Raw genomic sequence first — 24,649 nt, forward strand, 5'->3', positions numbered from 1 at the left:
CGTTCACGACGGCGGCGCAGGACGTGCGGCCGCAATCGGGGTGCGGGGGCCGCGGCACCCCGGGATGATCACCGGGTGCCGACCCGCGAGCTCCTGCGCTGGCAGTTCGACCTCACCTGGTCGCTGACCGAGTACCACCTCGACCGCCTGGCCGTCGACGACGTCCTGTGGGAGCCGGCACCGCTGTGCTGGACCGTCCGGCGCGGTGCCGACGGCAGCTGGTCCCCGGACTGGGCCGACGTGGAGCCCGATCCCGTCCCGGTGCCGACGATCGCCTGGGTGACGTGGCACCTCGGCTGGTGGTGGGGCGTGTCGGCCGACCACCTGCGCGGCCGGGCCCCGCGCGACCGGGAGGCGGTGGCGTGGCCGGGGCCCGCCGGCGTGGCCGGCTGGCTGCGCGACCTGCGCGACGACTGGGCCGGCGCGCTCGGGGGCCTCACCGACGCCGACCTCGCCGCACCCGCCGCCTTCCCGTGGCCCGCGGACGCGGGCATGACCGTGGCGCAGGTGCTGGCCTGGGCCAACGCCGAGCTGATGAAGAACACCGCCGAGCTCGGGCAGCTGCGGCTGCTGCGCGCCGCCGGCGCTCGTCAGTAGGGCCCGTCAGTAGGGCCGGACGGGCTCACGCCACTGCTGGTGCGGCGGCTGCTGCGGCGGGCGGCCGTTCTCACGCGCGACGGAGGCGTAGTCCTCGGGGCTGCGGGTCTCGCGGACCGGGCCGGTGAACCACTTGCGGGCCGAGAGGAAGTACCAGCCGCCGAACAGGAGCAGTGCGCCGCCCACGGTGATCGGGGCGTAGTTCACCGACTCCCAGGCGAAGTCCTCCGCGCCGGGGATGCCGTTCGGCGAGATCGGCATCAGGAACAGCACGCAGACCGCGCCGATCCAGATCACCGCGATCGTGGACACCCACTTGTAGTGCCCGCCGAGGCTCCAGGCACCGGGCTCGAACTTGTCGCCCGCCTTGATGCGCAGGATGATCGGCAGCGCGAACGCGATGTAGAGGCCGATCACGGCGATCGAGGTGCCCACCGCGTAACCGACCACGCCGTTGGCGAGGGTCGGGATCATCAGCGCCCAGGACGCCACGGCGATCGCGATCACCGAGTTCACCGGCACCCGGTTGGCGCCCACCCGGCGCCACAGCCGCGAGCCGGGCACCGCGCGGTCGCGGGAGAACGCGAACAGCATCCGGGACGCCGACGTCAGCGACGCGGTGCCGCAGAACAGCTGCGCGATCACCACGATGATCAGCATGAACTCGGCCCAGGTCTCGTTGGTGGCCTCGGTCCAGATGTACACCACGGCCATGCCGCCCGCGTCCAGCGTGCCCTGCACGTCCGGCACGGCGAACGTCACCGCGACCAGCAGGATGAAGCCGAAGACCACGGACGCGGCCACCGCCCAGATCATCCCGAGCGCCGTGGCGCGCGAGGCACCGCGGGTCTCCTCGCTCATGTGCGCGGAGGCGTCGTACCCGGTGACGGTGTACTGCGCCATCAGCAGCCCGAGGCCGAACACGAACCAGGTGTTCGTGTCGGAGAACCCGGAGTTGTTGATCACCTCGCCGAACACGAACGCCACCGACTGGTGCTCCGTGGGCACGAGCAGCAGGATCACGACGATCAGCGCGACCCCGGCCATGTGCCACCACGCGGACAGGGTGTTCAGCCGCGAGAGCAGGTTGACGTTGAGCAGGTTCAGGCCCAGCTGCCCCGCCGCGATCGCGGTGAACACGAGGAAGATCGTAGTGGTGTCCGTGCCGAACAGGCTGGGGAACCAGAGGTTCAGCAGCGCCGTCATGAAGGTCGCCGACCCGTACTGGATGGCGGCGGTGACGGCGATCTGGCCGACGAGGTTGAACCAGCCGGTGAACCAGCCCCACGCCGGTCCGCCCAGCTTCGACGCCCAGAAGTACAGCGCGCCCGCGGTGGGCATGGCGGAGGCGATCTCCCCCATCGCCATGGCGACGACCACGCAGAACGCGCCGACCAGCAGCCAGCCCCACGTGATCGCGATCGGGCCGCCGTTGTTGAACGCGAGGTAGTACGAGGTCAGACACCCCGCGAGGACCGAGATGATCGTGAACGAGATCGCGAAGTTCGAGAACCCGCCCATCTGGCGGTAGAGCACCTGCGAGTAGCCCAGGCGCAGCAGCAGCGCCTCGTCGCTCCGCGCGGTCTCGCGCTCTCTCGTCAGGTAGCCGGTCGGGGTCGACATGGTAGAGCCTCGGTTCTGGGGAGTCTGGGGAGCTCGGGGGATTCGGGGGCGGCGCTACCCCTCGCGCCGGGTCATGCCGATGGCCTCGGCGCACTCGACGAGGGCGGTGAGGTGCGGGTGGCGCGGCGGGAGCGCCTGCTCCGCGTCCTGCACGGCGGCGCCGAGCAGGGCGGTGGCCGCCTCCAGGTCGCCCGCGGCGGCCTGGGCCCGCGCCAGCCCCATGCGGGACGTGAGCGTGTCGGGGTGGGCCGGGCCGAGCGTGCGCCTGCGCTGGGCGGTGACCTGGCCGGACAGCTCGACGGCGTCGTCGACGTCGCCGGCCAGCCGGTAGGCCACCGCGAGCGCGTCGCGGGCGGTGAGCGTGCGCGGGTCCTCGTCGCCGAGCACCCGCGCGCGGTCGGCCACGTTCTCGGCGATCAGGGTGATGCCCTCGCGCCGCCTGCCCGCGGACATCCGCGCGGCGCCGAGGTTGCCCGCCACGGTGAGCGTGGCGTGGTGGTCGCGGCCGAGCAGCGCGCGACACCCGCGCAGGGTGTCCTCGAAGATGTCCGCCGCCTCACGCGGGTTGCCCGCGCTGAACAGCGCCGCCGCGCGCGCGTTGCGCACGGCCAGCTCCTGCACGCTCCCCCGCTCGGGAGCGCCGGCCCGCGACGGGGGCCGGCCCCCGTCCACCGAAGCGACGGGACCGTCCTCTGCCTCCCTGGACCACCAGGGCATCCAGACCCCCAACGAGGAACGGGGCCGCCACGTTGCGTGACGACCGCTCGGCCGAACGTGTCAAGTCAACCTGATCGACCGAGGGGCGCGCAAGCATCGTGCGCCCAGATGTGACCACCGTCCGCTGAGCCGACCCGGTGAGCATCGCCCGATCGAGGGATGCACAATACGCGCGATGAACGAGCCCGATCACGAGCGCCTCCGGCGCGACCTCGAGACCGCGGCGTCCGAGGCGCGCACCCAGTCCGGTGGGCCCCGGTTCACCGGCAGGCAGGCGCTGATCGGAGCGCTCGCCGCCGTCCCGGTGGCCGCAGCCGTGATCGCGGCGATCGCCGCGTCGCAGTCGTCGTCCCAGCCGTCCGGGCCGAACGCGCAGCCCGCCGCGCCCACCACCCCGGTCGGCGAGCCGCCCGCCGAGGCCGCCGTGCCTGCACCGCCGCCCCGGCCCAGCACGCCGCGGGCACCCGCCACGTCCACCGGCCCGGACGTGCCCCCGCGAGCGGCCGAGCCGGAACCGCCCCGCACCGATCCGCCCCGCACCGATCCGCCCAGCGCCGATCCGTCCCGCCCCGAGCCGGCGCGGCCCGCACCGCCCGAAGCCGGCCGTCCGGCCACCCACACCGTGCAGCCGGGCGAGACGCTCGCCCGCATCGCGCTGCGCTACCAGGTGCCGCTGGAACGCATCGCCGAGCAGAACGGCATCGCCGACCCGGACGTGATCCGCGCGGGCGCCACCCTCGAGATCCGGCCCGCGCCGCAGAACGAGGTGGTGATCCCGGAGGGCGCCACCCTCACCGGGCTCGCCTCCCGCCACGGCGTCACGGTCTCCCACCTGCTGCGCCTCAACCCGCACATCATGGACGCGGACCGGATCGTCGCGGGCGGGCGGCTGCGCATCTCCTGACCGGCCCGGGAACCACCGGCCGGGAAACCGGGCGCGCCCGGCGCCGCCGCCCGGTTAGCGTGCGGTGACCGGCGCAGGGCCGGTCGGGGGCACGGGCCGGGGGGCATGGAGCGCAGCGACCGCACGCTGACCTGGCGCCGCCTCGCGGGGAGCACCACCACCGCGGTCGCCGCGCTCGCCTGCGTCGCCGCGGTGGCCGAGACGGCAGGCGCCGTGGTGGCCGGGCGCCTGGCCGAGCACCCCACCACCGGGCTCGTCGTCCTGCTCGGATCGCTGCTGGTGGCCGCCACCGCGCTCGACACCGCGGGCCGCACCGCCTTCTCCGGCGTGATCGGGCGCGCCGAGGGCAGGCTGCGCGCCGACCTTCTCGACGCCGCGCTGCGCCAGCCGCTGCCCGCGCTGCAGGAGCAGGCGGTGGGCGAGGTGCTCGACCGCGTCGACGACGACGCCCGCCAGCTCGGCGTGCTGGTGCGGCGCTCCGGGTGGCACCTGAGCCACGCCGCGCTGCGTTCCGTGCTCGCCTGGGTGGTCGCCGGGCTCACCTGGTGGCCGGCCTGGTTCGCCTTCCCCCTCGTCGCGCTGCTGGCGGCCGCGCTGGTGCGCCCGCTCACGGCGGTCGTCGCCGAGCGCAAGCTCGCCGAGGAGGCCGCGTGGTCGGACCACTCGGCCCAGCTGGAGGAGGCCGTCGCCGGGCGCGACGACGTGCGTTCCTCGCTCGGCCAGCCGCACGTCGTGCGCCAGTACGCGATCCGCTCCCGCGAGGTGCTGCGCCGGGTCGCGGCCACCTGCGCCGCCTCCACCCGAGTGGGGCTGCGCAGCGGTCTGGTGCTGCACGGGATGCTCGCCGCGCTCGCCGTGGCGGGCGTCGCGGCCGTGAGCGGGGGCGTCCTCGGGGTGGCCGAGCTGGTGACGCTGTGGCTGCTGGTCACCGCGTTCGCGGGCCAGCTGAACAACATCGCGATGCAGATGCCCGAGGTGCAGGCCGGGCTCGGCGCGCTGCACCGCGTGCGCGCCCTGCTGGCCGCTCCGCAGGAACCCGTGGACGGCCGCCCGGTGCCGGCGGGCCCGGCCGCCGTGGAGGTCCGCGGCCTGACGTTCGGCTACCCGGGCGGGTTCGCGCTGCGGTCGATCGACCTCACCGTTGCCGCGGGCACCACCTGCGCGCTCGTCGGGCGCACCGGCGCCGGGAAGTCCACCCTCGCCGCGCTCCTCTCGCGCGCGGTCGACCCGCCGCCCGGCACGGTGTTCGTGGCCGGGCAGGACGTCACCACCACCGACCTGCAGGACCTGCGGCGCGCGGTCGGTGTGGTCACCCAGCGCACCGAGATCCTCGCGGCGACCCTCGAGGAGAACATCACCCTCTTCCACGACGTGCCGCGCTCCGCGGTGGAGTCCGCCGTGGAGGCGCTCGGCCTCACCGAGTGGGTCGCGGCCCTGCCCGACGGCCTGGGCACGCGGCTCGGCACGGGCGGCACCACGCTGTCCGCGGGCGAGGAGCAGCTGGTGGCGTTCGCCCGGCTGCTCGTGCGCGACGTCGCGGTCGTGGTGCTCGACGAGGCCACCGCGCGCATGGACCCGCAGACCGAGCGCCGTGTCACCCGGGCCGCCGACCGGCTCCTGCACGGGCGCACCGGCATCGTGGTGGCGCACCGGCTGTCCACCACCCGGCGCTGCCACGCGGTGGCGGTGCTCGACGGCGGGCGCCTCGTGCAGCACGGCGAGCGCGCGCGGCTCGCCGTCGCGCCGGGACCCTTCCGCGACCTGCTCGCCGCCGCGGGCGAGGACGAGCCGCCGCCCGCACCCCCGGCCCGCTTCGCCCCGGCCGTGCGCCGGGCGCCGAAGCCCGCTCCCCCGCCGGTGCGTGCGCGGCTCGCCGCCACGGTGGTGCGCGCGGTGCTCGCCCATCCGCGCTGGGGTGTGCTGGGAGCGGTCGCGTTCCTCGCCGCCTCGCTGGTGGGGGCGTACGGCGCCGTCACGGGCCTGCTGTGGGGCCGGCTCGCCACCACGCTCGAGCAGGGTGGCGGCGCTCCCTGGGGCGTGGCAGCGGCACTGGCGGCCACCCTGCTGCTCGCGCCGGCCGCCCTCGCGCTCGCGTTCCGCACCTACCCGCAGTGGTGGTCGGCCGTCACCCTGCGGATGCGGCTGGCGGTGCTGTGCGGCCAGACCATGCAACGGCGACTCGCCCGCACCCCGGCGGGCGAGGTGGTGGCGCGGGCGCTCGACTCCGACCGCCTCGTGCTCTACGTCGACCGCTGGGTCGACGTCGTCAACGGCGCCGTCGTCGTGCTGGTCACGGCCGTGGCCGGGCGCAGCGTGCTCGCCGGTGCGGTGCTCGGCGCCGTGCTGCTCGTGTCCGCGGCGGTCTCGGCGCTCGGCGCCCCGCTCGCCGGCTCCTCGGCGCGCGTGGCGGGCGACGCGCGCGCCTGGTTCGGTGCCGCGCTCGTCTCGGTGCTCGACGCCGCGCGCACCGTCAAGCTCGCCGCCGCCACCCCCGCGGTGCGGGCCCACCTGCGCCGCGTGGACGAGCGGCGCGTCACGGCGGCGGTGCGCGAGCAGCGGGTGCGCATGCTGCTGGAGGGCGCGCCCGCCCTGCTGGTGCAGCTCGGCGTGGTCACGGCCTGGGCGGTGCACGTCGCGGGCGGCTGGGACCTCGCCACCGCGCTGCTCGTGACCACCACCGTGGCCGGATCCGGCTGGTTCGGCCTGGTGTTCGGCGCGGCCGTCACCGAGGCCCCGGTGGCCCGCCGCTGGCTGCAGGCGGCGTCCGACCTCGCGGGCGGCGCCGACCTCGTCCGCCTGCCGGTAGGCGTCGACCTGCGCGCGGGCACCGCGCCCGCACCCGTCGCGCCCTGCCGGGTGCCGCTCAAGCGGCTCACCCTCGAGCGCGTCACCGCCGTGCACGACGACGGCACCGTCGGCGTGCAGGACGTCGACCTCACGATCGACGCGGGCTCGCTCGTGCTGCTCACCGGGCGGGTCGGGTCGGGCAAGTCCAGCCTGCTCGCCGGTCTCGCCGGCCTGGTCGACCACGAGGGCAGCATCCGGTGGAACGACGTCGAGGTCGACGACCCGGAGCTCTTCCTGCGCCCCGGCCAGGTGGCCTACGTCGACCAGGTCCCGCGCGTGCTGTCGGGCTCGTTCTCCGACAACATCGCGCTCGACCACGACCGGCCGCTGCAGGACGCGCTCGACGACGCCCGGTTGCAGGCCGACGTCGCGGAGGCGGGCGGGCACGGCGCCCTGATCGGCCACCGCGGCGTGCGGCTGTCCGGCGGCCAGGTGCAGCGGCTCGCGCTCGCGCGGGCCCTCGCCACCGACGCCGAGCTGCTGGTCGCCGACGACGTCTCCTCGGCGCTCGACGCCCGCACCGAGGTGGAGCTGTGGGACGCGCTGCGCCGCCGCGGTGTCACGGTGGTGGGCTGCAGCTCCAAGCGCTCCGCGCTCGCCCGCGCCGACTGCGTGGTGGTGCTCGAGGACGGGCGGGTGGCGGCCACCGGGCCGTGGTCGCAGCTCGCCGACCGCTGGGGCCACCTGGCCGGCTGAGGCGGCCGGCCCAGGCTCACGGCCAGCCCAGGCCCTCCTCGATCCGGGAGGCGAGCACGTCGGCCATCGACGTGCTGTAGGTGGCGGTGAGGTGGTTGTCGTCCATGTACACGAGCACGTTTCCGATCACCGGGGGGCAGCGCTCGGTGTCGCACACCGCATCGGCGATGTCGACGAAAGAGACGTTCGGCGGAACGTCGGGCAGGTCGACCCAGGGCGGGGTCGGCGCGTAGACCGCCGCGCGCTCCACACCGCAGCCGTCGAGGTCCTCGGGGCGGGTCTGCACGCAGTCGGGCACCGACCAGTCGAACCGGGGGTTGTCGCGCAGCGCGAGCACCGGGATGCCCTGCTCGTCGAGCTTGCGCCACTGCTCCACGAACCCGGCGGGCGTCTGCTCGGTGTGCCCGACCCGCGCGTCCCGCGTGGCGAGCGTGACGACCGCGTCCGGCTGCAGCGCGGTGATCTCGTCGGCGGCAGCCGCGTTCCAGGCCAGGCAGTCCTCCTCGTCCGGGTTGACCTCGGAGACCGTGGAGAACGGGCAGGCCCCGCGGGCCATCACGATGATCTGCCAGTTGTGCTGCTGCGCGATCGGCAGCAGCGCGCCGGTGAGCTGCTGGGCGTGCGAGTCGCCGACCACCACGATGCGCCGGTCGGGCAGCACCGGCTCCTGGGTGTCCTCGGCCACGGGCAGCGGCTGCGCGCAGACGTCCATGGGGAACCCCGCCATGGGCGAGCAGTCCCACCGCTCGATGCGCACCCAGTCCTCGGTGACGGCCATGGCCGAGGGCAGCAGCGGCGCGGGCGCCGGCTCCTCGTCCATCAGCAGCGCGCGGGCGCCCGGGTGCTCGTCGTCGCCGACCGCGGCCTCCGGGTCGTGCCGCATCGCGGCGGAGAACTGCCAGGCCAGCGCGACGACGACCACGGCGGCGGTGCACCCGACCGTGATCCGGGCCTGCTGGCGCGCCCCGCCCCGGCGCCGGGCCAGCGGCTTCTCCACGAACTCGTGGGTGAGCGCGGCCAGACCCGCGGCCGCCGTGATGATCAGTGCGCCGGCGCCGAACCCGACCGTCTGCTCCTCGGTGGCCTGCTGGTAGAGCACGAGCAGCGGCCAGTGCCACAGGTACAGCCCGTAGCTGATGTCGCCCAGGTAGCGCGCCGGGGCGGAGGTGAGCAGCCGGTCGGCGCCCAGCGGCGCGCCGGTGCGGCCGGCCAGCAGCACGAGCGCCGCGCACCCCGTGGGCCACAGGGCCGCGATGCCGGGGAACGCCTGCGCCACCGGGATCACCGCGCCGCAGGCCACGAGCCCCACCACGCCCGTCCACCCCGCGGCCACGCGGCGGCGGGCGCTGAGCACGATCCGGTCGCCGTGCAGCGCGAGCAGCCCGCCCAGCGCGAACTCCCACAGCCGCGTGAGGGTGTGGAAGTACGCGAGCGGCTGGTTGGCGATCGTCAGCTCCACCGAGTACACGAGCGACGTCACGAACACGCCGAGCAGCGCCATCGTGGCGGCGCGGTGCAGCGCCGCGGCCCGGGTCTCGCGCACCACGCTGCGGCAGGCCAGCGCCACCACGGCGAACAGCAACGGCCACAGCAGGAAGACCTGCACCTGCACCGACAGCGACCAGAAGTGCTGGGCCACGCTCTCCACGTTGTTGCGCGCGGCGTAGTCCACCGAGTCGGCGGCGAGCTGCCAGTTCTCCAGGAACAGGGCGGCCGCCACGATCTCGCGCACCGTCTGGCCCCAGCGCCCCTCGGGGAGCACGAGGGCGGCGGCCACCGTGGTGGCCACCAGCACCACCGCCGCGGCCGGCACGAGGCGCGAGAGGCTGCGCACCCAGCGGCGCCGCGCGTCGAGGTCGCCGCGCTCGGCGGCGCGCAGCAGCTGCCCGGTGAGCAGGAACCCGGAGACCAGGAAGAAGACGTCGACGCCGCCGGAGACCCGCCCGACCCAGATGTGGTAGACGGCCACGAGCAGCACCGCGAGCGCGCGCAGCCCCTGCAGCTCCGGGCGGTAGCCGGTGGCAACGGCGGCACCCACCAGCGGGCGACCGCCCTGCTGCTCACGCGGCGTCATGCAGTCCTCCCCGTCCGCAACCAACCGGCCAATCCTAGGAAGCCGCCGCGCGCGGGGGCCGACCGGCCGGTCGATCGTCGCCGGATCCTGACCTGATCTCGATCTCCGCGTCGCCCGCCCGGCTCTAGGCTGAGCACCGGGTACGAGCGCTCGGGGGGACGAGTGAGCCTGGACGTCGACACGGCCGTGCGCCCGCAGGCACCGGCCGCGGGCCGCGGGCTGCGCAGGCGGCTGCGCCTGCTCGCAGGCGGATCCACCACGCCCGACCGGCTGCGCCGCGTGGGCGCCGTGCTGGTGCTGGGCTGCCTGGCCGCCGGGGTGGTCAGCCTGCTGGACGGGGCGGCGCGCACCGCCGCCGTGCAGGAGGGCAGCACCCGCATCGCCGCCGTGCACGCCGACGCCGCCGAGGTGTACCGGTCGCTCGCCGACGCCGACGCGATGGCCACGAGCGGCTTCGTGTCCGGCGGGCGCGAGCCCGCCGAGATCCGCGCCCGCTACGACCGCGACATCGCCGACGCCACGGCCCGGCTCGTGCGCGCGGCGGGTCTGCTGCCCTCCGACGACCCGGCCACGCCCGCACTCGGCACGATCTCGGCGCAGCTGCCCGTCTACACCGGGCTCGTGGAGTCCGCGCGCACCTACAACGGGCTCGGCTACCCGCTCGGGCAGTCCTACCTCGACAGCGCCTCCCGGCTGATGGCCCGCGAGATCCTGCCCGCCGTCGACCGGGTGCGCGCGCTGCAGGCCACCGCCCTCACCGACACCTACGGCCGCGCGGGGAGCGTGCCGATCGCCGTCCTGCTGATCGGCGTCGCGGTGCTCGCCGCCCTGCTCGACGCCGCGGTGCGCGAGCGCAGGCGCACCCAGCGGGTGCTGTCGGTGGGGCTCGTGGTCGCCGTCGGGGCCGTCGCGGCGGCGTTGCTGTGGTGGGTGCTCGCCACGTCGGTGGCCGGCGGCCGGCTCACCGAGGCGGGCCGCCACAGCGCGGTGGCCGACACCCTCGACGACGCCCGGGCCGCCGTGCTGCAGGCGCGCAGCAACGAGAGCCTGGTGCTCGTGGCGCGCGGCGGTGGCGCGGCCGACTCGGGCTTCACGGCCGCGATCGACTCGGTGCTCGGCGCGCCGGGCGACCCCGGCCTCCTGGCCGCCGCCACCGAAGCCGCCGACCCCGGCTCGCGCGGGCGCAGCGCCGCCGTCCGCGCCGCCGCCGAGGAGTGGCACTCCGCCCACCGGGCCCTGCGCGAACTCGACGACGGCGGCCGCTACCGCGATGCCGTGGCGTCGTCCACCGGGGCCGGCCCGGGCGGGTCCGGTGTCGCGTTCGACCGGCTCGGCGCGGCGCTGGGCGAGGCCATCGACGCCGAGCGGGCCGCGTTCCGGGCCGAGGCCGACGCCGCGGGCGCCGCGTTCACCGGGCTCGCGGCCGGGCCCGCGGTGCTCGCGCTGGTGGCCGCCGCCGGGGCCGCGGCCGGCATCGCCCAGCGCGTGGAGGAGTACCGATGAGCGCGGTCAACCCCCGCAGGCCCGCGGTCTACGTCGTGGTGGGGGCCGTGCTCGCCCTCGGCAGCCTCGCGCTCACCGGGCCCGGAGCCACCGGGGCCCCACCGCCGCCCCCCGCGGCGGCGAGCGAGCCCGCCACGCCGGCACCGCAGTGCACCGAGGTGCGCGAGAGCCTGCGGCCGCAGGGGCAGCTCCCCGCACCGGGCGCGATGCCTGCCGGTTCCACGATGGCCGCGATCGCCGAGCGGGGCCGGCTCATCGCGGGCGTGGACCAGGGCAAGTTCCTCTCCGGGTACCGCGACCCGCTCACCGGCGGCCTCGACGGATCCGACATCGACATCGTCCGCCGCATCGCCGACGCGATCCTCGGCGACCCGGACCGCGTCCAGTACGTCGTGCTGAACATCGCCGACCGCGCCGCCGCACTGGAGCGCGACCAGGTGGACGTGGTGGTCAACAGCTTCACCGTCACCTGCGCACGCCAGCGCACCGTGGAGTTCTCGGCCCCGTTCATGCCCGCCGAGCAGCGCCTGCTCGTACCGCTCGGCAGCGGGATCGAGGAGGTCGCGGACCTCGGCGACCGCACCGTCTGCACCTCGGTCGGCTCCACCACCGAGATCGTGCTGCGCGACCTCGGGCTGCAGGTCAGCACGCTGCCCGGCATCCCCGACTGCGTGCTGGAGATGCAGCGCGGCCGCGTCGCCGCGGTGTCGAGCGACGACGTGATCCTCGCCGGGCTCGCCGCGCAGGACCCCAACACGCGGGTCGTGGGCCGCACGCTCGCCTCCACCCGCTACGCGGTGGGCATGCGGCCCGACGAGCCCGACCTCGTCCGGTTCGTCAACGGCGTGCTGGAGGAGGCACGCGCCGACGGCAGCCTCGCCGCGAGCAACCGCCGCTGGTACACCGGCAGGCTCGACCCGGTGCCCGCGCCGCTGCCCCCGGTCTACCGGGACTGACCCCCGGCCGTCGCCGGCGCGATCAGGACGCCTGCCGCACGAGTGTGAGGGTGGTCCACGCCCCCACCTTCACCACGTCGCCGTCGGCGAGCGGCACCGGCGTGTTCGGCGGGATCGGGTCGGGCCCGGCGCCCACCACCGTGCCGTTGGTGGAGTCGAGGTCCACCACGTCCCAGCCGCCGTCGTCGCGCCGTACGAACAGGGCGTGCAGCGCGGACACGCCGGGATCCACGGGCGGGGCGGACAGGTCGATCTCCGGCTCGATGCCGCGGGAGCGGCTGCGGCGCCCGAGGGCCAGCTGCGGCCGGTCGAGCGCGAACCGCCGCTCCGTGCTGAACGCGGGGAACTGCAGCGCGGCCGCGTCCGGCCCGTCGCGGCGCACGACCTCCTCGAACCAGGCGCGGTCGGCCCGCACCACCACGGTCCAGGTGCCGCCCGCGGGCGCCGGGTCGGCAGGCACAGGCACCGGCGGGGGCGCCGGGGCCGCGGACTGCGGCGGTGGCCCCAACGCGCTGTCGTACCCGCAGACCTCGCAGAACCGCCCCTCCCGGGCTGCCCCGCAGCTCGGGCACGACTGGGGCGGCGCCGGTGCGGGCGGGGCCGCGGTGGCACCCCGCAGCCGCAACCCGCAGACGTCGCAGTACTCGCCGGTGGCGGTGGCGTGATCCTCGGTGCAGCCGGTCATCCGTCGCCCCGCACGCGCACGGTCCGGGTGGAGCGGGTGTCGAGGGTCATCTCGTCGACGTCCGTCACCCCCTTGCGCAACCGGACCGTGCCGGACGGCGCGTCGACCACCTCCACCACCCGTTCCAGCAGGCGGGCGGTGCCGTCGTTGCCCGACGCCGCCGCCAGCGCGACCGCCCGTCCGAGCCGGGCCGTGGCCCTGACCTCGTCGCCCGCCTTGCGCGCGGCCAGGCCCTCCTGAATGGCCTCCGCGAGCTCCGCCTGCCCGGTGTAGTGGGCCACGCCGCGGCTGATCCGCGTGGAGAGCCCGGTGTCCTCGGTCCAGATCGCGGTGACGTGCCCCTGCCCCAGCACCGTCTCGACGGCGCCGCCGGTACCCGGCCGCACGATGCTCACCCGCCCCGCGAGCATCTCGTCGCCCACGGACCCGGCCGGGACGTCGATGGCGAGGTGGTAGTCGCGGCTCTCGGCGCCCCACGAGCCGAGGGGGTAGTCACCGCTCTGGCGGGCCGACTCGGTGCGCCGCCCGGTGAGGTCCTCGACGGTGGGCGCCACCTGCTTGACGAACCGCACGGCCGCCCCGCGCGGCGTCCACAGCCGCAGGGAGAGGTCGGCCATGCTCTTGCCCATCGCCACGCCCATGATCGACTCGAAGTCGGTGGCGAGGTCGGCCGGGTCGGCGACGATGTCGACGGTGCCGAGCAGCGCGGTGGCGATCGTGCGCAGCTCGTCGACCCGCCAGTCGGTGCCCACCCCGCGGCAGTCGCAGGTGAACGCCCCGCGCACGCCGTCGAGCGCGTTGGCGAAGTACCCCTCCGACTCGCCGTTCTGGCCGTCGGTGAGCAGGATGGCGTGCTTGATCGCGCCGGGGTGCGCTGCGGCGAGCCCGCCCACGTGCGTGAGCCAATTCCCGATCCCGGTGCCACCGTCGGCCCGCAGCCGCTCGACCAGCCGCACCGCCTCCGCGCGCGAGCTGTTGTCGGCCACGGCGGTGCCGTGCGCCGGGAACACCTGCTGCGCGACGTGGGTGCCCGCCACCACCGCGAACGAGACGCCGGCGCGCAGCGCGCCGATCGCGGCCACCGTGGCCTGCCGGGCGGCGTGGATCTTGCTGCCGGTCATCGACGTGGAGCAGTCGATGACGATCACCTCGAGCACGTCGGACGCGGGCGCGGGGGCCGCCGCACCATCGGTGGACGTCACCGTGACGACCGCGTCCACCCGCGTGCCGTCCACCGGCAGGTAGCTGTTCTGGTCGACCTCGACGGTGAACACCGACCCGTCGGTCATGTGTCCCTCCTCTGCTCCGGGAGCCCGATGGGTACGGCGACGACGGTGATGTTGTCGCGACCGCCCGCGTCCAGCGCGATGGCGGTGAGGGCGCGGGCGACGGCCGCGGGGCCGCCCCGCGCGAGCTCCGGCAGCGCGACCTCGGCGAGGTCCACGGCGCCCGGGAGGTAGTTCCACAGCCCGTCGGAGCAGATCAGCAGCAGCCCGGGGCAGGCGGGGTGCAGCGTGACGACGTCCGGGCGGGGTTCGCCGCCCGCGCCGAGCCAGCGCGTGATCGCGTGCGCGCGCGGGTCGGCCAGCGCCGTGGCCGCGTCCATCGCGCCGGCCGCCACCATTTCCACCGCCCACGAGTGGTCCACGGTGAGCAGGCGCGCGGGCTCCACCGCGTCCGGCGCGGCCAGCCAGTACGCCCGGCTGTCGCCGACCCACCCCACCGTGATCCCGTCGTCCGGGCGGACGATCGCGGCCACGAGCGTGCACGAGGGCGGGTTGCGGACGCTGACCTCCTCCAGCGCCTCCACCGCGGTCGCCGCGGCGGCCACCGCGTCGCGCATGGTGGGTGCGGCGGGGTGCAGCAGCCGCTCCAGCGCGGCGTCCGCCCCGGCCCGGGACGCGAGCTCCGGCGAGTCCACCGAGGACACCCCGTCGCAGACCACGGCGGCCAGCACCGGCGCCGCCCCGGGGGCCGCGAGCAGCCCCAGGGCCATCGCGTCCTCGTTGCGGGCGTGGGAGAGCCCGCGGTCGCTCACCCCGGCGATCGCACCGAGGTCGGCCTCGACGTGCTCGGTGCCGTCGGAGCGGCGCAGCCCGCACGTCTCGCAGTACGCCTCCCCCGACCGGTCGACGCCGCCGTGCCCGTTGTCGCCGGGCGTGCCGCACCCCGGGCAGGGACCGCCAGGCGCGCGCGCGGCGCCGCCGCGGCGCAGCCACATGTCGTGGCCGCAACTCTCACAGAAACGGTGCGGCTCCACCTGTTCCCGGCATCTGGGGCACGTGGCAGCCAACGGTGTGTGCTCCTCCTGCATCGGCTTACACCCACGTCCGCGGGCGCACGGCGTTGGCCCGGTCGACCAGCACCACCCGCTGTGCGGGGTCGGACGCGAGCCGGGCGGAGGCACGCAGGCTCTCCTCGAGGGCCAGCCGCAGCGACCGCTCGTCCCACGGGCACGTCAGCAGCGGCTCCCCGCCGCGACCGTTCGGTGCGAGCGCCACGGCCTCGGAGAACAGCCGCGCGCGTACCCGCTGCGCGGTGGCCGCGTCGAGGCGCAACCCCTCCACCCGCGCGGCGGCCGAGCGCAGCTCCGGCTCCCCCGGCTCGGTGCCGAACCGGCCCGACAGCATCACCTCCACCGCGGCGAGCTGCGCGGCGACGTAGCCGCTCGACGTGTCCGGCACCGCGTCGAGCGCCGCGAGCGCCCCCTCCCGGTCGCCTGCCCGCACCCGCACCCTGGCCAGGCCGAACACCGCGTCGCCCACCCGCGGGTCCGGCCGGGCCACGAGCGCGTACCAGCGGCCCGCGGGCTCGTCGAGGCCCGCGCACTCCGAGGCGGCCGCGAGCGCCAGCTTCGGCGCGGCCTCGCCGGGAAGCGTGGAGTACACGGTGTCGAACGCCGCGCACGCGGCGTCGAGCCGGCCCTCGACGAGCGCCGCGACACCCCGGAACCACTCCAGCTGCCAGTCGTCGGGGTCGTCGGCGGCGAGCGCGGTGAGCACCTCACCCGCGGCGGCCGGGTCGGCCGCGTCGAGGTGGGCGCGCACGAGGGCCAGCCGCAGCGCACGGCTCGGCCCGGACGCGGCGATGATCCGCTCCACGTCCCGTGGCGTACCGGGCGCCGCCGCGGCGAGCACGACGGCGGCCGGGTCGTCGCGGTCGACCAGCGGCACCGGCAACAGCGTGGCCACCCGCCGCGGGCCGGGACGCCCGGGCTCGGCGTCGTCGCCCGCCTCGGGAGCGATCAGCAGGCCGGGGGCGAACGTGCCGCGCGGCGGCCCGAACACCGCCGACACCGCGGGCGGCAGCGGGACCGCGTCGTCCCCGCCCAGCCCCTCGGCCCGCTCGGTGGCCAGCACCTCCCGCAGCACCCCGCCGAGCTGCTCGGCCATTTCGTCGGTGGAACCGAACCGGCGCAGCGGGTCGGGGTCGGTGGCGCGCAGCAGCAGCCGGTGGAACGACTCGTGCCGCGCGAGCACCGGGTGGTCGGCGGGGTCGGGCAGCGGTGTCGGCACGCCCCGGCGCGCGGGCGGGATGCCGAGGGCGAGCACCGCGAGGGTGCGGCCCACGGTGTGCACGTCCGAGCTCGGGGACGGGCCGTTGTCCGGGGCGTCCGGGTCGCCGATCTCGGGCGCCTGGTAGCCGATGGTGCCGTACACGGCGCTGGTGAGGTCGTCGAAGCGGATCACGGCGCCCAGGTCGATCAGCTTCAGCTGCCGGTCGTACTGGATGACGTTCTCCGGCTTGAAGTCGCAGTAGGCCAGGCCGCTCGCGTGCAGGTAGCCCAGTGCGGGCAGCATCTCCAGCGCGTAGGCGATCGCCCGCGGCACGGGCAACGGGTCGATCGTGCGGTCGGGGCGGCGGCGCTCCTCCAGCAGCTGCTTGAGCGAGGACCCGCCCACGTACTCCATCACGATGTAGCCGACCGGCGTGCCGTCCTCGTCGGGGTGCTGCACGAAGTTGTGGATCGTGACGATGTTCGGGTGGCTCACCTGCGCGAGGAACCGCCGCTCCGCCACCGCAGCCGCCATCGCGTGGGCGTCACCGGAGTCGAGCAGGCCCTTGAGCACCACCCAGCGGTCGTCGACGTTGAGGTCGGTGGCGAGGTAGATCCACCCGAGCCCGCCGTGGGCGAGGCAACCCTGCACCTTGTACTGGCCCGCCACCACCGTGCCCGGCTGCAGCTTCGGGGTGAACGAGAACCGCGTGCCGTCGTGCGGGCAGAAGCCCTCCGCCCGGCCGGGCCGGTCGCCCTTCGACCGGCCGACGGGCTTGTGGCAGGTGCTGCAGAACCGCTTGTCCTCCGGCACCTGGGGGTCGGCGAGCAGGGCGCTCGCCGGATCGACGCGCGGCACCGCGGGCACGTCGACCAGCCCGGCGCCCAGCCGGCTGCGCGCGGAGCCGGTGGCGGTGCGGCCCGACCCGCGCCGCGACGGGCGGCTGCCGCCGCTGCCGGTGGACCAGCTGCCCGAACCGGAGGCCGCGGCCGTCGCCGGGCCGCTCGCGGACCCGGCCGCGTCGTCCGCGGGCGGGGCCAGCCCGCAGACGTCGCAGTAGCCGCCCGTGACGAGGCCGTCGCACCCGGCGCGGCGGCACGCCTCGGGGCCTGCGGGCGGGGCGGGTGGCCGGGCAGCGGCCGGGGCGGGGGCAGCGGCAGGGGCTGGGGCTGGGGCTGGGGCGGCCATGCCGCAGGTGTCGCACCAGCCGCCGTCGATCGTGCCCTCGCACCCGGGACGGCCGCACACCTGGGTCCCGGTCATGCCGGCCTGCCCGGGGCGCTCTCGCCCGCGGCCAGCAGCCGCTGGTAGGACACCAGCGCTCGGGTGGCGGCGGCGAGGTCGGCGGGACGGGTCCAGAGCAGCCGGCGGATGTCGGTGTCGAGGGCGAGCAGATCGGGGCGTTCGGCGATGCCGAGCCGGCCCGCCTTGGCGCGGTAGGCCTCGAAGCGGCCGCGCAGCTCGGTGCGCCGCTCCAGCAGGCCCTCGGCGAGCGCGTGGGCGGTGCGTACCTCGGCGGCTGCAGCGTGGACGTCGGCCTCCAGGTCGGTGAGGGCGCGCGCCCGCGCGGGCCAGCCGCGGCCGCTGGGCAGGCGCCCGTCGGTGAGCGCGGCCAGCACGCCGCGCAGCGCCGGGGCGCTCTCGGGCGGCGGGTCCAGCGGGGCGGTGACGACGAGCTCCTGCGCGCGCAGCCGCACCTGCTCCGCGGCGCCGCGCGCGGCCTCGACCTCCGCGATCGCCGGGCCGACCCCGGCGAGGCGGACCTGCCACCCGTCGCGGGCGGCGGCGGCGCGGCCCAGGTCGGTGGTGAGGGTGTCGACGCGGGCCGCGAGCTCGGCGAGCGCGGCGTCCGGCGGCGCGTCGGCCACGGCGAGCGGGTCGGTGGTGTAGCGGGCGGTGAGCTCCTCCACCCGCGCGGTGAGCTCCGCCGTGCGGGGATCGCCGAGCTCGGCGGCGAGCTCGCGGCCCGTCCGCAGGCGCTCGGCCAGCGGGCCGATCGCGGCGAGGAACCGCTCGTGCCCCGCGTGGACCGCGACGAACAGCTCGTGCACCCGGTCGAACGCCGCCTCCATCCGGTCGGCCAGCTCGCCGAGGGTGATCGACTCGATCCGCTCGACGGCGCCGGTGAGCCTGCGCTCGACGACCGCGCGCCCCACCTCGATCGACGGCTCGTGCAGCAGCCGGTGCAGCTCCGCCTCGCCGGCCGAACCCGCCCGCGCGAGCGCGTCGCGCGCCGCGCCCAGCACCTGCCGGTAGGTGTCGAAGTCGCGCCACAGCCCCGCGAGGTCGGCGCGTGCCCCGTCCCACTCCCGCGCCGTGCGGCCGGTCAGCGGGCCCGCGGACAGCAGCGCGTGGGCGGGGTGGGCGTCGAGCTCGACCAGCGAGGTGGCCATCCGCCCCGCGGCGGCGTCGCGCTGCGCCAGCTCCGCTTCCAACCCCCCGGTGGGCGCACGGCCGCTCCCGCCAGTCATGTCGCCGTCACGCCCCCCAGCCGCAGCTCACCTGATCGTGTCGGCAGACTAGCGCGATCAGTGGCGGCCGGGGGAAGGCTGAGGCGACGGTTCGACAACGGCCCCACGCGCCTGCCCCATATGCCAGCAAGGTGGCTTTGCCGGCCGATTACGCCAGTAAAGCCACCTTGCTGGCATTCGGGCAGGTCGGCGCGGGCGCCTCAGACCTCGTCGAAGATGCGGCCCATGTCCGCCCACACCTCCCGGCGGCAGCGGTGGGTCCAGGCGGCAAGGGCGAGGCCTGCGGCCGCGATCACGAGGCACACCCACGGCACCATCGCGACCTGCAACGGGATGGGCGCGCCGGGCGCGGCGGGCACGAACGAGTAGTAGAGCCCGCCGAACACGGCGAGCGCCCCGACGAGTGCCGCGAGCGCGCCCGTCACCGTGAACGCGGGTGCGCCGGTGCGCCTGCCCTGGGCCACGCCCGCGATCCCGAGCATCAGGTACACGGCCATGACGAGCGGCGTGCCGATGCCGGCGAGGAAGGTGAAGAGGAAGACGCCGCCGGTGAGGCCGCTGTCGACCCCGCCGGCCAGCTCCACCTGGCTCTCCCGGCTGGTGAACAGCACCGACGCGGCGGCGAGCACGACCCAGACGACCAGGTCGAGCGCGATCGCCCGGTACGGTGTGCCCCACCGCGGGTGCAGGACGCCCAGCCAGGCGGGCAGCACCCGCTCGCGGCCCATCGCGAACAGCACCCGCGACACCGCGATGTGCACCCCGAGCGCGCAGAACAGGCTCGCCAGCGCCGCGCAGGCGAGCACCACCGCGGCCACCGCCCCGTTCGGGGCCACGGCGGCGAGTCCGGCGAGGGAGGCGGGCCAGTCGCTGGCCGCCTGCCGCACCCCGAATCCGACGGCCGTGGCGTAGGTGATCACGAGGTAGAACAGGCCGGCCACGACGATCGAGCCGATGATCGCCCGCGGCACCGCGCGCCGCGGGTCGCGCGTCTCCTCCGACAGCACCGCGCTCGCCTCGGCGCCGGTGAACGACAGCATCGCGAACGACAGCCCGAAGAGCACTCCCGTCCACGACACTCCGGCCGCGGACGGCCAGAAGGCGGCGAGGTCGAGGCTGCGGCCCGGGTCGGCCACCGGCGTCGTCTGATCGATCACGCTGACGGCGGGCGACCCGATCGCGATCACCGTGACGGCCACCGCGAGCAGGGCGACCATCGTGACCAGCAGGATCGCCAGCTGGGTGCGGGTGGAGGCCTGGATGTCGAGCATGCTCATCACCGCGATGACGACGAGCCCGGCCAGCGAGAACCAGTACCAGGCCGGGTCGGCGCCGGTGAGCAGCGCGACGAGGCTCGCGGTGAAGAAGCCGAAGCCCCACAGCACCGCGCCGCCGAGCACCAGGAAGGCCGCGGCGTAGCACCAGCCGCCGAGGAACCCGAGCACCTTGCCGCCGCCGCGGGTGAGGTAGGTGTACATCGACCCGGCCGAGGACAGCGAGCGCGCGAACATCGCCACGGTGCCGCCCACGGCGAGCATGGCGAGCGTGCCGAGCAGGTACGCCAGCGGCGTGGCGCCGCCCGCCTTCGTGGAGGCGAGGTAGGTGAGGAACGCCCCCGACATGGCGGGCGCGATCACCGAAAGGCTCTGCGCCACGACGTCGCGCAGGCCCAGGGTGCGGTGGAAGCCGCCGGACGCGGTCGGAGTGGCTGTGGCGTCAGTGGCGTCAGCAGCCATCGCCGGCCCCGTGGCAGTGGGCGGTGCGCGCCGGGGGCACGTCGAGGGCGGGGTTGCGATCGGAGAACCCGACCGGCTTGAGGGTGAAGCCGGTGTGGTCGACGGGCATGACCGGCCAGTCCTCGGGTCGCGGGAAGTGGGTGGTGCCGAACGTGTGCCACACGACGACGTCCTCGCCGTCGATCGCCCGGTCTGCCTGCACCCATGCGGGCAGGCCGGCGCCGCCGGGGTTCTGGTTGACGAAGTCGCCGGCCGGGTAGCGCTGGGCCGGGTCGTAGCGGGTGACCCACAGGTGGTGGGTGGCGAACGTGGCCCGCGCGTGGATGGACGAGCGCTCGTCGGCGAGCAGGGTGGCCCGGCCCTCCGGCAGCAGGGCGTACCCCACGGGCTGACCGAAGGCGCCCCGCTTCTCCGGGTTGACGATGTGCCAGGACCGCACCACCGACCCGTCGGCGCGCCGCTGCGCCTGCGACTCCCGGGTCAGGCGGGTGCGCCGTTGCCGGAACGCGTTGCCGTACCGATTGCCCTCCCCCATCGGCACCCGCTCGGCCTCCACCTCCTCCACGGCGTTGCGCACGCCGTCGACCGTCATGTCCAGCCGGGCCGAGAACAGGTGCTGGTGGTAGGGCGCGCCCAGCCCGGGTGCCACCTCGGTGGCGTAGTCGTTGCCACCCTCCGGGTAGGCGGCGGTGAAGACCACGCCGGTGGCCTTGACCTCGAGCTGGATGGTGCCGTCGAGGTAGAGGTACCAGTAGAAGCCGTAGTCGTAGTTGCCGATCGGGGTGAAGAACGAGATCACCAGGCGGCGCTGGCGGCGCACCTCGCGGGATCCGGTGAACATGTCGGAGTGCTTCCAGAGCACCCCGGTGTCCTCCTCGTGCATGCAGATCGCGTTGGTGATCGTCTTCGGGTTGCCCAGGTCGTCGGCGATCACGGCGTCGACGTAGTGGATGTCGCCGAGGCAGTCGCAGCCCAGCTGCAGCGAGTCGGCGTAGCGGGCGAACATGTACTCGCCGCAGTCGAAGTAGTTCTGCCAGAAGCGGGTGGGCGCGGGGTCGGCGTAGGGCACCACCATCTCGGCGATCGAGGCCCGGTAGCAGACCGGGCGGCCGTCGAAGGCGATCTGGTGCAGCGTCAGGCCCTCGCGCTCGTTGAACCCGATGCGCAGGTCCCACCGGCCCCAGCGCACGCGCCCGTCCTCCACGGTGAAGCTGCGGCCCTCGGGCTGGGTGATCTCGATGGGCCGCAGGGACTCCAGCGGCGGCCCCTGCACGTCGGGGTCGTCGAAGTTGCCCGATGCGGCCGGCACGGGCGGCGTGGCGACGTCGACGATCCGGGTGACCTTCCGGTCGGTCAGGTCGACGTAGGCGACGAGGCCGTCGACCGGGTGCGCCCACGGGTGGTCCTTCTCGTGGTCCTGCCGGAACCCGAAGGCCCGCACGATCCGGCGGCCGACCTCCTCGGGGTGGTCGTAGACGCCGGCCGACAGCGGCACGGCGCGCACCGCGGCAGGGTCGATCCCCCGCGTGCGCAGGGCGCCGGTCCAGCCCTCGTCGGCGTTGAGGATGTCCTCGATCAGCTCGAACTCGGCGTCGATGATGGGCGGCTGGCCGTCCACCGGCGGGTCGAGCTCGCGCGAGGACACCACCTCGCCGCGCGTCGCCGACACCACCGTGTCCCACGACCGCCCGGTCGCGAGGTCGAGCAGCACGGCGCGGAACCGGCGGTCGAGCGGGGCGCCGGCGGTGTGGGCGAGCACCTGCTCCTTGGGCGGCTCCTCAGGCGCGAAGAAGGCGAAGCGCACGGTCTCGGTGAGCAGGCCCGCGGCGGCGAGGGTCTCCCGGACGCGGTCGACCTCCGTGCTCCTGGTCATCGCGAGCGGATGGGTGGGGGCGGCGGTGGCCGCATCGCGCCGGTCCTCGAGCGTGGTCATGCGCATCCTCCCTGCGTCGTCGGCGAGAGCGTGGTCAGGGACGGTCGCCGCCGGGTGACCGCGCGGTCAAAGGTGGGTCTCCGCACTCGCGAAAGCCCGCGGCGGCCGCTCTCACTCCACGGGAATCGACCTTGCGGGATTCTCATTCGGGATCGGCACGCCTGTCGCGGCGCTGGTCGAGGGGTTAGCGTCCTGCGATCGCCGGAGGTGAGGGATGCGGAACGGGGCACTGGCGGCGCTGCGGCAGCGATCTCCCGTGCACGGGCTCGACCGGCGCGGCCTGCGCCCGCTCGAGGTGCTCGCGCAATCGGTGTCCACGGCCGCGCCCGCCGCCGGGATGGCCACCGTGCCCGCGATCGTGGCCACCACGGCCGGCACGGCCACGGTCTGGTCGTTCGTGCTCGCCACGGCGGTGGCCCTCGCGGTGGGCGCCTGCATCGCGACGTTCACCCGGCGGATGGCGGCGGCCGGGTCGCTCTACAGCCTCACCGCGAAGGGCCTCGGCCCCGGCGCGGCGTTCGCGTGCGGCGCCGCACTGCTCGCCGGGTACGCGGTGCTGCTCATGGCGGCGCTCACCGGCGCGGCCATCTACGCCGGTGCGCTGCTCACCCGGCTCGGGTGGCCCCCGCCGCCCGTCGTGGGCGCGGCCGTGGTCGTCGTCCTCGCCGGGGTCGCGGCCGCGCTCGTGCTGCGCGGGGTGCGGGTGTCGGCGCGGATCGTGCTCGCCGTCGAGGCCGTCTCGATCGCCCTGATGGTCGTGATCTTCGTGGTGCTGCTGGCCGGCCCGCCGGCTGCGCCCGCCCCGTCGGACGCGACTCCCGGCTGGAGCGCCGTCGGGCTCGCCGCCGGGGTGCTGCCCGCCCTGGGCGCCTTCATCGGCTTCGAGGCCGCCACCACGCTCGGGGTGGAGGCGCGGCGCCCGTTCGTCGCCGTGCCGCGGGCGGTGCTCGGCACGGCGGCGCTGGTCGGGCTCCTGACGTTGCTCGCCGCCCACACGCAGGTGGTCGGCTTCGCCGGCGCGCTGGGCGGGCAGCCCGAGCCGGTCGTCACCCTCGCGGCGGCGCACGGCACGCCGTGGCTGGCCGTGCTGCTCGACGTCGGCATCGCCACCTCGTTCGTGGCGTGCACGCTCGCCACGGCCAACGCGCTGGTCCGCGTGCTGTTCTCGATGGCGCGCGACGGGATCGTGCCCGCCCGCGTGGGCAGCACCCACCCCCGTTTCCGCACGCCGCACGTCGCGATCGCCGTGGCGGTGCCGGTCGGTGCGGCCGTGCCCGCGGCGCTGTTCCTCGCCGGGCTGCCGGGGCTCACGGTGCTGCGCGGGCTGCTGGGCGTCGCCACGGCGGGCTACCTCGTGGCCTACCTGCTCGTGGCGCTCGCCGCACCGCTGTTCCTGAACCGCATCGGGGAGCTCACGCCGGCGCCGGTGGTGGTCACCGCGGTGGCCGTGCCGGTGCTGGCGGGCGTCTGCTGCGCCTTCGTGGTGTCCGCGGTGGACGGGCCGGTGCCGCTGGTGCTCGGCGCGCTGGTGCTCGCCGCGCTCGGCTGGTACGCGGTGCTGCGCGTGCGGCGCCCCCGCGAGCTCGCCGGCATCGGGGTGTACGACGAGCCGTCCACCGCGGACGTCCACCCGGCGAGCACCGGGCGGGCGGCGTGACCGGTCTCGACCCGCTCCCCCTGTCCGGCCGCCAGCCGCGGGCGGTGCGCAGCGCGCTGGCCGTGCTCGAGGAGGTGGTGGCGGCGGGGCCGGGGGTCACCGCGAAGGAGATCTCGGCCGCGCTCAAGCTCCCGCAGGCCACCACGTACCGGCTGCTCAACCTCCTCGTGGGCGAGGAGTACCTGGTGCGCCTGCCCGACCTGCGCGGGTTCGCCCTCGGGCGCCGGGCGGCGCGCCTGGCCCTCCCCGTGGTCACGACCCCGCCGACGGCGGCCCGCGCGGTGGTGGAGCACCTGCGCGGCCTCGTGCGCTGGGGCGTGCACCTCGCCTCCTTCGCCGCCGGGCAGGTCACGCTCGTCGACGCCGACCCCGACCACCCTCCTGCCGAGCCCACCCTGATCGGCCGCTACCCGCACGTGTCCGCGCTGGGCAAGCTGCTGCTCGCCGAGCAGCCCGACTGGCGCGCCGTGGCCCGCGACCTGCGCCGGTTCACCGAGCAGACGGTGGTCGACGCCGGCGCGCTCGACCGCCAGCTCGCCACCGTCGCCACCGGCGGGCTGGCCCGCCAGTGCGGCGAGCTGCGCCCCGACCGCGGCTGCCTGGCCGTGCCGGTCCGCGCGCCCGGCACGGGGGCGCTGGTCGCCGGCCTCGCGCTGGCCGGGCCGCCCCACCGCGTGGCCGAGCCGAACGACGAGCTCGTGGCGCTGCTGCGCGAGCACGCCGAACGGCTGAGCCCGCTCCTGGCGTGACCCC

The 24,649-nt window shown here is 75.9% G+C and carries 17 protein-coding genes; 7 read left to right on the forward strand and 10 right to left on the reverse strand.

What is annotated here, in order from left to right:
• Window positions 1-75: 75 nt before the first annotated feature.
• Window positions 76-597 (forward strand): DinB family protein, encoded by a 522-nt coding sequence (locus ACFPL3_RS21780; protein WP_343939992.1) that lies wholly within the window; start codon window positions 76-78, stop codon window positions 595-597.
• Window positions 598-603: 6 nt separating this feature from the next.
• Here ACFPL3_RS21780 and ACFPL3_RS21785 read toward each other — a convergent pair whose 3' ends face one another.
• Window positions 604-2,220 carry an amino acid permease gene (locus ACFPL3_RS21785; RefSeq protein WP_343939993.1) on the reverse strand — a complete coding sequence of 539 codons (1,617 nt, stop codon included), beginning with the start codon at window positions 2,218-2,220 and terminating at the stop codon, window positions 604-606.
• A gap of 54 nt (window positions 2,221-2,274) precedes the next feature.
• Window positions 2,275-2,892, reverse strand: coding sequence for a tetratricopeptide repeat-containing protein (locus ACFPL3_RS21790; RefSeq protein ID WP_343939995.1), 618 nt, complete (start codon window positions 2,890-2,892; stop codon window positions 2,275-2,277).
• A gap of 220 nt (window positions 2,893-3,112) precedes the next feature.
• Here ACFPL3_RS21790 and ACFPL3_RS21795 point away from each other — a divergent pair, with 220 nt between their 5' ends.
• Window positions 3,113-3,841 (forward strand): LysM peptidoglycan-binding domain-containing protein, encoded by a 729-nt coding sequence (locus ACFPL3_RS21795; protein WP_379589599.1) that lies wholly within the window; start codon window positions 3,113-3,115, stop codon window positions 3,839-3,841.
• A gap of 105 nt (window positions 3,842-3,946) precedes the next feature.
• Entirely contained in the window at window positions 3,947-7,384 is a 3,438-nt protein-coding gene (locus tag ACFPL3_RS21800; protein ID WP_379589600.1) for an ATP-binding cassette domain-containing protein, read from the forward strand.
• Window positions 7,385-7,400: 16 nt separating this feature from the next.
• Here ACFPL3_RS21800 and ACFPL3_RS21805 read toward each other — a convergent pair whose 3' ends face one another.
• Window positions 7,401-9,458 (reverse strand): acyltransferase family protein, encoded by a 2,058-nt coding sequence (locus ACFPL3_RS21805; RefSeq protein ID WP_343943922.1) that lies wholly within the window; start codon window positions 9,456-9,458, stop codon window positions 7,401-7,403.
• A gap of 162 nt (window positions 9,459-9,620) precedes the next feature.
• Between ACFPL3_RS21805 and ACFPL3_RS21810 the strand changes: the two genes are divergently transcribed.
• Window positions 9,621-10,961: a hypothetical protein gene (locus ACFPL3_RS21810; RefSeq protein WP_379589601.1), complete on the forward strand. Its 1,341-nt coding sequence runs from the start codon at window positions 9,621-9,623 to the stop codon at window positions 10,959-10,961.
• Window positions 10,958-11,917, forward strand: a complete 960-nt coding sequence (locus ACFPL3_RS21815; protein WP_343946553.1) for a transporter substrate-binding domain-containing protein — start codon at window positions 10,958-10,960, stop codon at window positions 11,915-11,917. The genes ACFPL3_RS21810 and ACFPL3_RS21815 overlap by 4 nt, the downstream gene beginning before the upstream one ends.
• Before the next feature lie 22 nt (window positions 11,918-11,939).
• On the opposite strand, the gene ACFPL3_RS21820 is transcribed toward ACFPL3_RS21815, so the two are convergent.
• From ACFPL3_RS21820 to ACFPL3_RS21850, 7 genes are all read right to left on the reverse strand, one after another.
• Window positions 11,940-12,602 carry an FHA domain-containing protein gene (locus ACFPL3_RS21820; protein ID WP_343946554.1) on the reverse strand — a complete coding sequence of 221 codons (663 nt, stop codon included), beginning with the start codon at window positions 12,600-12,602 and terminating at the stop codon, window positions 11,940-11,942.
• Window positions 12,599-13,891 carry a vWA domain-containing protein gene (locus tag ACFPL3_RS21825; protein ID WP_343946555.1) on the reverse strand — a complete coding sequence of 431 codons (1,293 nt, stop codon included), beginning with the start codon at window positions 13,889-13,891 and terminating at the stop codon, window positions 12,599-12,601. Before ACFPL3_RS21825 ends, ACFPL3_RS21820 begins: the two co-directional genes overlap by 4 nt.
• The gene (locus tag ACFPL3_RS21830) at window positions 13,888-14,823 is read right to left on the reverse strand and encodes a PP2C family protein-serine/threonine phosphatase (protein ID WP_343946556.1); all 936 of its coding nucleotides are present in this window, start codon (window positions 14,821-14,823) and stop codon (window positions 13,888-13,890) included. The genes ACFPL3_RS21825 and ACFPL3_RS21830 overlap by 4 nt, the downstream gene beginning before the upstream one ends.
• 97 nt (window positions 14,824-14,920) lie before the next feature.
• Window positions 14,921-17,362: a serine/threonine-protein kinase gene (locus ACFPL3_RS21835; RefSeq protein WP_379589602.1), complete on the reverse strand. Its 2,442-nt coding sequence runs from the start codon at window positions 17,360-17,362 to the stop codon at window positions 14,921-14,923.
• Window positions 17,359-18,570 (reverse strand): hypothetical protein, encoded by a 1,212-nt coding sequence (locus tag ACFPL3_RS21840; RefSeq protein WP_379589603.1) that lies wholly within the window; start codon window positions 18,568-18,570, stop codon window positions 17,359-17,361. The genes ACFPL3_RS21835 and ACFPL3_RS21840 overlap by 4 nt, the downstream gene beginning before the upstream one ends.
• A 200-nt stretch (window positions 18,571-18,770) precedes the next feature.
• A complete protein-coding gene (locus tag ACFPL3_RS21845) occupies window positions 18,771-20,306 on the reverse strand; it encodes an APC family permease (protein ID WP_343945766.1) in 1,536 nt (511 codons plus the stop codon).
• Window positions 20,296-22,239, reverse strand: a complete 1,944-nt coding sequence (locus tag ACFPL3_RS21850; protein ID WP_343945765.1) for a primary-amine oxidase — start codon at window positions 22,237-22,239, stop codon at window positions 20,296-20,298. Before ACFPL3_RS21850 ends, ACFPL3_RS21845 begins: the two co-directional genes overlap by 11 nt.
• Window positions 22,240-22,453: 214 nt before the next feature.
• On the opposite strand from ACFPL3_RS21850, the gene ACFPL3_RS21855 reads away from it, so the two are divergent.
• Both ACFPL3_RS21855 and ACFPL3_RS21860 read left to right on the forward strand, forming a co-directional pair.
• Window positions 22,454-23,896 carry an APC family permease gene (locus ACFPL3_RS21855; protein ID WP_343945764.1) on the forward strand — a complete coding sequence of 481 codons (1,443 nt, stop codon included), beginning with the start codon at window positions 22,454-22,456 and terminating at the stop codon, window positions 23,894-23,896.
• Window positions 23,893-24,645 (forward strand): IclR family transcriptional regulator, encoded by a 753-nt coding sequence (locus ACFPL3_RS21860; RefSeq protein ID WP_379589604.1) that lies wholly within the window; start codon window positions 23,893-23,895, stop codon window positions 24,643-24,645. Before ACFPL3_RS21855 ends, ACFPL3_RS21860 begins: the two co-directional genes overlap by 4 nt.
• Window positions 24,646-24,649 lie beyond the last annotated feature (4 nt).

It is taken from the genome of Pseudonocardia zijingensis (assembly GCF_042657305.1).
Classification (GTDB): Bacteria; Actinomycetota; Actinomycetes; order Mycobacteriales; family Pseudonocardiaceae; genus Pseudonocardia; species Pseudonocardia zijingensis.

Coding starts and splice junctions, on each gene's coding strand:
- ACFPL3_RS21785 (WP_343939993.1), bottom strand. CDS start 2,220: ATGTCGACCCCGACCGGCTACCTGACGAGAGAGCGCGAGACCGCGCGG.
- ACFPL3_RS21795 (WP_379589599.1), top strand. CDS start 3,113: ATGAACGAGCCCGATCACGAGCGCCTCCGGCGCGACCTCGAGACCGCG.
- ACFPL3_RS21800 (WP_379589600.1), top strand. CDS start 3,947: ATGGAGCGCAGCGACCGCACGCTGACCTGGCGCCGCCTCGCGGGGAGC.
- ACFPL3_RS21805 (WP_343943922.1), bottom strand. CDS start 9,458: ATGACGCCGCGTGAGCAGCAGGGCGGTCGCCCGCTGGTGGGTGCCGCC.
- ACFPL3_RS21815 (WP_343946553.1), top strand. CDS start 10,958: ATGAGCGCGGTCAACCCCCGCAGGCCCGCGGTCTACGTCGTGGTGGGG.
- ACFPL3_RS21820 (WP_343946554.1), bottom strand. CDS start 12,602: ATGACCGGCTGCACCGAGGATCACGCCACCGCCACCGGCGAGTACTGC.
- ACFPL3_RS21825 (WP_343946555.1), bottom strand. CDS start 13,891: ATGACCGACGGGTCGGTGTTCACCGTCGAGGTCGACCAGAACAGCTAC.
- ACFPL3_RS21830 (WP_343946556.1), bottom strand. CDS start 14,823: ATGTGGCTGCGCCGCGGCGGCGCCGCGCGCGCGCCTGGCGGTCCCTGC.
- ACFPL3_RS21835 (WP_379589602.1), bottom strand. CDS start 17,362: ATGACCGGGACCCAGGTGTGCGGCCGTCCCGGGTGCGAGGGCACGATC.
- ACFPL3_RS21840 (WP_379589603.1), bottom strand. CDS start 18,570: ATGACTGGCGGGAGCGGCCGTGCGCCCACCGGGGGGTTGGAAGCGGAG.
- ACFPL3_RS21845 (WP_343945766.1), bottom strand. CDS start 20,306: ATGGCTGCTGACGCCACTGACGCCACAGCCACTCCGACCGCGTCCGGC.
- ACFPL3_RS21850 (WP_343945765.1), bottom strand. CDS start 22,239: ATGACCACGCTCGAGGACCGGCGCGATGCGGCCACCGCCGCCCCCACC.
- ACFPL3_RS21855 (WP_343945764.1), top strand. CDS start 22,454: ATGCGGAACGGGGCACTGGCGGCGCTGCGGCAGCGATCTCCCGTGCAC.